Origin of the sequence: uncultured Algibacter sp., from assembly GCF_947495675.1 — a bacterium.
Lineage (GTDB): Bacteria > Bacteroidota > Bacteroidia > Flavobacteriales > Flavobacteriaceae > Algibacter_B.
Window position 1 is genome coordinate 1 of the sequence record NZ_CANLZX010000098.1, and the last position, 233, is coordinate 233.

Genomic DNA, 233 nt, shown 5'->3' on the forward strand with positions numbered 1-233 from the left:
CTAGCATTGGCTGGCACCACAGGTAAAGTTGTTACATCAATCGTGTATGTATACGTATAAACCGATTCATTACCTGCACAATCTGTATAAGTGAACGTATAAATTTTATCTCCTTCACAAGCTGGATCAGCATTCTCTGTCATTACAGGCGTAATTTCGTTACCACATACATCTGTTACAACAGGTGCTGTAGGTTGTGTAGCATCCGCAATACATTCTACTGTAGAACTAGC

The 233-nt window shown here is 39.9% G+C and carries 1 protein-coding gene; it reads right to left on the reverse strand.

Annotated features, from left to right (window positions below; all coding sequences use genetic code 11):
• Window positions 1–233: hypothetical protein (locus Q0842_RS16250; protein ID WP_298500572.1), on the reverse strand; the 233-nt coding region annotated here is incomplete at both ends.